A 6,688-nucleotide genomic window follows, 5' to 3' on the forward strand; every position below is an offset into this window, starting at 1 on the left:
TCCCTTTAATTACGTTGGGATACGCAACCTTTTCGGTGCGCTGGTGGCTTAGGGCTAGTCTTCTAGCCAAGAGCGGTTGTAGTCTTTGCTCATGCAATTTTGTACATGTTCGGTTAATTTCAGTGGGGCGAACGTGTCCACCATCACTGCATATTCATAGGTTTCTTTTTTGCCAATTGAGGCTTCAGTGCGGCCCGGTTGTGGTCCGTGGGCCACACCTTTTTGATGTAAGGTCATGTAACCCGCTTCAATGCCCGTGCGGCTCATAAAGTCGCCATCGACGTAATACAAGACTTCGTCGCTATCTATGTTGTTGTGGTAATAAGGCGCCGGAATCGATTTAGGGTGGAAATCGTAGGGGCGCGGTACGAAGTTACAAATCACAAAGTTATGGGCGATAAAGACTAAGTGATCAGAAGGAGGTAGATGGATTTTGCCTACCTTTGGTGCGTATTCGGTGATGTTGAATGCCCAAGGATAAACGCAGCCATCCCAACCCACTAAATCAAAGGGATGCCATTCGAGCGTGGTGAGTTGGTATTTATCGCCAAACTTACACACTAAGGGGAAGGCGCCGCGCTCAACCACAGCATCTTGCAGTGTAGGTACGCGCAAATCGCGCTCGCAGTAAGGTGCCGATTCTAATAGCTGACCATACTCGTTACGGAAATGCTTAGGCACTTCCACCATAGAGAATGACTCGATGACGAAAAGTCGCACATTACTGTAATCGTTGAATTTTAGTTGATAAGTAGTACCGCGTGGGATCACGAGATAGTCCCACTTTTGTACCTTAATCGTGCCGTACTCGCTGTAGAGTGTGCCTTCGCCTTCGTGGACAAAAACCACTTCATCGGCATAGGCGTTACGGTAAAACTCGTCGGTATCGACGGTGACTTTGGCGGTATACAGTGCTAAGTCATTGTTATAAAAAATCTTGTTACGGGCGCTGAAAAAATTACCTTCACGGTCGGCGTCGCGGGAATCGAGTTTATAGTTTTGGACCAGCGAATCTTCCCAATTGGCACCATGGCCTAGGCTGTAGGGCGCCACTTCTAATGCTTTGGTTGGCATGTTGTGGTGATATTTATTGGAATAAATATTGGAAAAACCATGGGTTGAGAACAACTCTTCACGGTAAAGCTCGCCGTTTTCCTTTTCAAATGCGATATGGCGCTTATGGGGAATCTGGCCTTGTTTCACATAAAATGGCATGGAGGATCCTTGGTTTTTACAGCGGCGTGAGATTAGCTCTACTTCGCTTGTCGTTATGGTTATGTGATCTTGTTATCAATTTAGTTGCTTGAATGAACAAAAAAAAGAATAATAAATCCGTTATCTCAATCTAAAAATTAGATGGTATTCTAATCTTTACGAATCGTAGTGTTTCCGTGACATGTTCATTAGAGCTAAGGAGTGACCATGCGCATCGATATTGATGCTTTTAATGTGCTGCAAGTGCTGGTGGAAGAGGGCAGTTTTGCCAAGGCGGCGGAGCGATTACACAAAGCGCAATCGGCGGTGAGTTATCAAGTTAAAAAGTTAGAAGAGCACCTAGGCGTGCCGCTTTTTAGCCGTGAGCAATATCGTGCTGAGCTGACGCAAGAGGGCCGAGTGATTTTGGCCGAGGGACAAAGATTACTGCAACACCTTGCAAACATTGAACATCTTGCCAGTCGTTTCAGTGAAGGCTGGGAGCCAAAGCTAGAACTAGTGATAGACGGTGCCTTACCGATGGAGCCTATCATGACGGCCTTAAAGCGTATGGCTGAACATCAAATCCCCACTAAAATTCAGCTGAATATGGAGTTTTTAGGCGGTGTACAACACAGATTCGAGCGTGATAATGCTGACTTGATGTTAGTGAAAGATTATCGCACTGGCCCCTATTACCATCCGCAGCCGTTGCCTGCAATTACTAGCGTACTGGTGGCCAGTGCTTCGCATCCTTTGTCTTTTATTCGCGAAATTAGTTTGTCTGAGCTGCAGCAACATGTGGAATTAACTATCGAAGACTCTTCACCCAATAAAAGTTACCGCGATGAAATGCAATTTGGCGGCGATAAAGTGTTTTATCTTTCTGGCTTTATCATGAAAAAGAACGCTTTGTTAAAAGGCTTAGGTTTTGGCTGGTTGCCGGACTTTTTAGTGCAAGAAGAGTTGGCTAAGGGCGAATTAGTTGAAATCGACTTCGTCGGTGGCAGTCGTTTTACGTTTATTCCACAGCTCGTCTCGACCTTAGAGCGTCCGTTAGGCCGTGCAGGACAACTTTTTACCGAGTTGATATTAGAGGAGTTTGCTAAGGCTGAGCAGTTTAATGGTGTGGGTTTGGGTTGATAAGTCTTCGCTTGTCATCTTTTGATACAAGTTACCGCATAAAATAATCGCATTTTGACATTTTATGTCATAGATTAATGCCTAGGTCAGATGAAGGTTTAGATTGAGAGTTAAAATAAGGCCTAAATTCAGACTGAGCTTAGATCTAGATTAGGGTCGAGATGAAGAGTGAAATTGAGCCGCGATAGGTAAAGAGTCGTCCATCTGGGTCAATCTAAAGGATAGTAACAAGGAACTGACAGTTAAGGGGAACAGTATGTCTAGACGTTGTCATGAAGTGGATTATGAAATTATCGGCCACAGTATGCAGTTGGTTGAAGTGGAACTCGATCCTAACGAAACTGTGGTCGCTGAAGCGGGCGCGATGAATTACCTAGAGCAAGATATTAGCTTTGAGGCCAAAATGGGCGATGGCTCTGAGCCTGAGTCAGGCTTTTTTGGCAAGTTGGTGGGCGCGGGTAAACGGGCATTGACGGGTGAGAGCATTTTTATGACTCACTTTACCAACCAAGGCAATCAAAAACGTAAAGTCGCCTTTGCCGCCCCTTATCCTGGCACTATCCTAGCGATCGACTTGGCCGAACATGGTGGTGAGCTTATCTGCCAGAAAGACAGTTTTTTGGCTGCGGCTTTAGGTACACGCGTGACGATGAAATTTAATCGCCGCTTAGGTACGGGATTTTTTGGTGGCGAAGGATTTATTCTGCAAAGCCTACAGGGCGATGGTATGGCGTTTATCCATGCGGGCGGCACCTTAGTGAAAAAAGAACTAAAAGGTGAAACCTTAAGAGTTGACACAGGTTGTCTTGTTGCATTTACCTCAGGGATTGATTACGACATAGAGCGTGCAGGCTCATTAAAGTCTATGGTCTTTGGCGGTGAAGGTTTGTTTTTAGCCACACTCAAGGGCCACGGGACGGTTTGGCTACAAAGCTTGCCATTCTCACGTATGGCGGACCGGATTATCGCCCATGCCCCATCTGCGGGAGGCAGTGATCGCGGAGAAGGCTCTGTACTCGGAGGTCTTGGTCGCATGCTCGATGGGCGCTAACACAACATTTTTAATGGGGCGCCTTTATGTAAAAGTAAAAAAAGTGACATATCGAGATTGATGATATGTCACTTCAAATGGGAGATTTTAAATTAGCTTAAGTAACGTTGGTTAGAACTTATAGTTAACGCCTACAGTGATACGTTGTCCCAGAATGTCATAGTAAGCACCTTGGTTATATACACTCGGTTGACGAGGTGGGGTTTCATCAAACATGTTGAGTATGCCCGCACGAACTTGTAATGCATCAGTGATGTTATAGCGACTGGTTAAATCAAATGTAATATATGATGGAATATCATTATAGTTGTTTTGATTTGGTGACCAATCGTTACTTAAAACTGTATTACTACGATAGTTCGCAGTTAGTACTGCAGAGAAATCTCCGTAGGTGTAATCCGTCGTAAAACGATGACGCCAACGTGGCCGCTCTTGTTCACCTGTTTCTTTTATTTCATCTTCAGCAAAACCTGTTGAATTAAATGAACGTTCTTCTAGATAAGTACTGAAGAGGCGGATCCCCCAGTCACCAAAGCTACTTTCAAACTTATAGTTAGCTTCAATATCTACACCAGAAGTAATGCTGGTCGCAGAGTTAACTGGTTTTTCATAGTAATTGGTGATCTCATGCGTATCAGGATCACGTTCAAGCAATGGACAGAATGGGTTGTCTAGAGTGCTTGATTGGTAGCAATACTTTACAACATCTGGGCCATCAAAACTGTTAATGACATTTTCCATGTCAAATTTCCAGTAATCAACAGTGAAACTTAGGTTTTCAATATAACTTGGGGTATAGACAAAACCGATAGTTATGTCATCGGCAACTTCGTTTTGTAAGTCTTCGTTCCCTACTATAAATCCAGGACGAGTCGAACCATACCACTCTTGAGATGGTTCGAAATCGGTAGGAATGCCTTGTGCCGCACAGTTTGCCAAGACATTGTCTAGATATTCAGGATTTATTTGGTTGCGGTAGCTAGAAGCGCAATAATCCTTTATAGATCTGAATGTTTGTCCTGGTGGGCTATACAAGTCACCTATATTGGGAGCTCTAACAGATTTCGAACGGTTTAATCTAACTCTCAAATCGTCGAAGACAGCCCAGTTTAAGCCTACTTTCCAAGCAGTATCAGAACCAGATGTCGAGTAATCCATATAACGGAAAGCTGTTTCCAGTGTTAAATCTTGTACTAATGTAATGTCACTTAGTAATGGAATTGACAATTCTGCAGAAGCTTCCGTTACATCAAACTCACCTTTAAGTGGCTGAGATTGGTTGTTGAACAGTAAGCCCTCTCGCATAGCTGGATCTGGTAAAGTGTCTGCCTGCTCTTTTCTATACTCGAGAGAGAATGCACTCGATACAAAACCTGCTGGCAATTCAAATAGATCACCACTTACGGATGCTCCGAGAGCTGATTGAGTGATAGATGAGCGTCGAATTGCGTCAGTACTTACCCAATCATAGGCGTTTTTATCGTAGATTCCGCGCCCAAATATATTGAGTGGAAGGCATCCATTATCGCGCGCGCTTTCACTACGGCAGACGACATCTCCATTGGCATCTTTGATCGTATCAACGGCATCGTAGAAGCGTTGTTCAAACATTTCACCGTACCATTCAGTGTCGGCTTGAACATGCCCTACTGTCGCATAGGCATCATAGCCCCATTTTTCAGAAAGCTCGCCTTCGAACCCCAGAGCAACACGAGCTGTCGTTCTTTCTTGACTGTATTTACGATTACCAAAGTCTGATGCAAGATAACCAAGAGTAACTCCTGCTCCTGGCTTTGGCTCACCTGCCGCAACTAAAGCAGCTGCTTCTGGTGATAGGAAGCCATTATCTTCATGTAACTTGAAGTTTAAAAATGCAGGAGAGCTTTCTCCATAAGCATCTGATTTACTTAAGCTTGCTTCCATTGTCATTTTATGGTTTTCATTGATGTCATAACTCATTACTGAGAAAAAGTTAATGCGATCTAATGGCGTTTTGATGAAAGAGTTTTCTGCGAAGTTATAACCTTCTCCGCCGAGATAATCGACACGACCAGAAGTCAGCGGAGGTAAAGCTTGTCCTAATTGCATTGGTCTAACATTGCCATTTTCATCAAATGAATATCGAGTACCATTTGAAACAAATGTCCCTGTTTTACTATAGGAAGCTAATACTTGTTGACCATAACCCCATACAACAGACTGTGGGTCATCTGGACCTGTTGCATTTTGATTACGTACAACAATTGGAGCTTCACGTAGGAACTCTCTATCCATAAAGGATAATTGCCCCTGACGAGCCCAACTAAGGTTAGTAACAAAATTAGCTTTACCTACTTCTGAACCAAATGTTATTGAAGCATATTTTTCTTCACCACCATCTTCTGTTGGCTGTGTAGTCGAAACGTCAACCGAAATGCCATCAAAGCTTTTTTTCGTAATAATGTTCACAACACCCGCGATAGCATCTGAGCCATATACTGCTGATGCACCACCAGTTGTGATTTCAATTCGTTCAACCATAGCTGTTGGTATATTGTTAAGATCTACAGAACCTGAACCAGGTGCTCCTGCAACAAATCGACGACCATTAACAAGGACGAGTGTACGGTCAGAGCCAAGTCCTCTTAAGTCTGTATTATTTAATCCGCTAGCAAATACAGTATTATTGGTTGTTTCAGGTGATAGTCCTACTAGTGTGTTGGGCATCTTATGCAGCAAATCAGCAACGTTAACGACACCTGCGTCAATTAACCCATCACCTGATATAACTGTCACAGGTGTAGGCGTGAGTTCACCAATACGCTTAATTTTTGAGCCTGTAACTTCAATACGTTCAAATGTTTCAGTTGGTTCTTCAGTTTGGGCATGAACAAAAGTGGAAGCTGTTAGACTTGCTGCGGCAAATATACCGTAGCGAACCGCTTTTGCCGTTAGTGACAAAGAGTTCATACATTTCTCCTTTATATTTTTTATTGGTTAAATTTATGGTTGTAAATTGAAGCTGCACTTAACAACTCCAACTACATATTTATTTCCAAGTTGCGAGATTGTCAAATAGTAGGCGTTTTTAGGTTGGTTTTGGTGACAATCATTTAAGGTGAGATGAACAATTTTGTTAATTATTTTACATTAATTAAACATGGTTATTCATTATTTGTAACATGTAATTGTTTTTTGATAGACTGTTTTTAGGTGGGAGGTATTTAATTTGTTGATTATAAAGGTTATTGTTTTTTGTGATTTTATTTGTTTTTTCGCGAGATATTAATTGTAACTGTGTGTTTCTTATTTGGTTTTTTT

Annotated in this window: 4 protein-coding genes; 2 read left to right on the forward strand and 2 right to left on the reverse strand. The window is 42.8% G+C overall.

The annotated features are described in order from the left end of the window. Positions 1 to 54: 54 nt before the first annotated feature. Complete coding sequence (locus KFE26_RS20605) at positions 55 to 1,215, reverse strand: homogentisate 1,2-dioxygenase (protein ID WP_212601581.1); 1,161 nt, start codon at positions 1,213 to 1,215, stop codon at positions 55 to 57. Positions 1,216 to 1,422: 207 nt separating this feature from the next. On the opposite strand from KFE26_RS20605, the gene KFE26_RS20610 reads away from it, so the two are divergent. After that, on the forward strand, positions 1,423 to 2,337 hold the full coding sequence (locus KFE26_RS20610; RefSeq protein ID WP_028759592.1) for a LysR family transcriptional regulator: 915 nt from the start codon (positions 1,423 to 1,425) through the stop codon (positions 2,335 to 2,337). A 256-nt stretch (positions 2,338 to 2,593) separates the two neighbouring features. Continuing rightward, on the forward strand, positions 2,594 to 3,388 hold the full coding sequence (locus KFE26_RS20615; protein WP_113940919.1) for a TIGR00266 family protein: 795 nt from the start codon (positions 2,594 to 2,596) through the stop codon (positions 3,386 to 3,388). A gap of 111 nt (positions 3,389 to 3,499) precedes the next feature. Here the strand turns inward: KFE26_RS20615 and KFE26_RS20620 are convergent, their stop codons facing one another. After that, positions 3,500 to 6,337, reverse strand: coding sequence for a TonB-dependent siderophore receptor (locus KFE26_RS20620; RefSeq protein ID WP_212601582.1), 2,838 nt, complete (start codon positions 6,335 to 6,337; stop codon positions 3,500 to 3,502). Positions 6,338 to 6,688: the final 351 nt, after the last annotated feature.

The sequence above is a fragment of the Shewanella sp. M16 genome (assembly GCF_018224605.1).
Classification (GTDB): Bacteria; Pseudomonadota; Gammaproteobacteria; order Enterobacterales; family Shewanellaceae; genus Shewanella; species Shewanella oncorhynchi.